Source organism: Niastella populi (genome assembly GCF_002078015.1).
Taxonomy (GTDB): domain Bacteria; phylum Bacteroidota; class Bacteroidia; order Chitinophagales; family Chitinophagaceae; genus Niastella; species Niastella populi.
In genome coordinates this window covers 1-258 of sequence record NZ_LWBP01000075.1, presented here as the reverse complement: position 1 = coordinate 258, position 258 = coordinate 1, and the positions used below count along the sequence as shown (strand labels likewise).

Genomic DNA, 258 nt, shown 5'->3' with positions numbered 1-258 from the left:
CAACGCCGTTTGTGGGTGCTGAGCCAGTTTGCAGAGGCGAGCATCGCTTATAACGTTCCTGCTGTATATGAATTTGAAGGGGAACTGAATGAAGAGGCATTGAAGTTTGCATTCGATGCTGTGATTGAGCGGCATGAGATCTTACGAACCGTGTTCATAGAAGATGAGCTGGGAGAAGTGCGGCAGGTTATTCTTCCTTTTTCAAAAGCGGGCTTTCATATTGTGTCGAAAGATCTTCGTAATAGCCATCAACCAGCC

1 protein-coding gene is annotated in these 258 nt (G+C 46.5%); it reads left to right on the top strand.

Translation table 11 applies throughout. The features are described 5' to 3' along the window. On the top strand, positions 1-258 hold a 258-nt coding region (locus tag A4R26_RS08255; protein WP_133054596.1), incomplete at both ends, for a condensation domain-containing protein.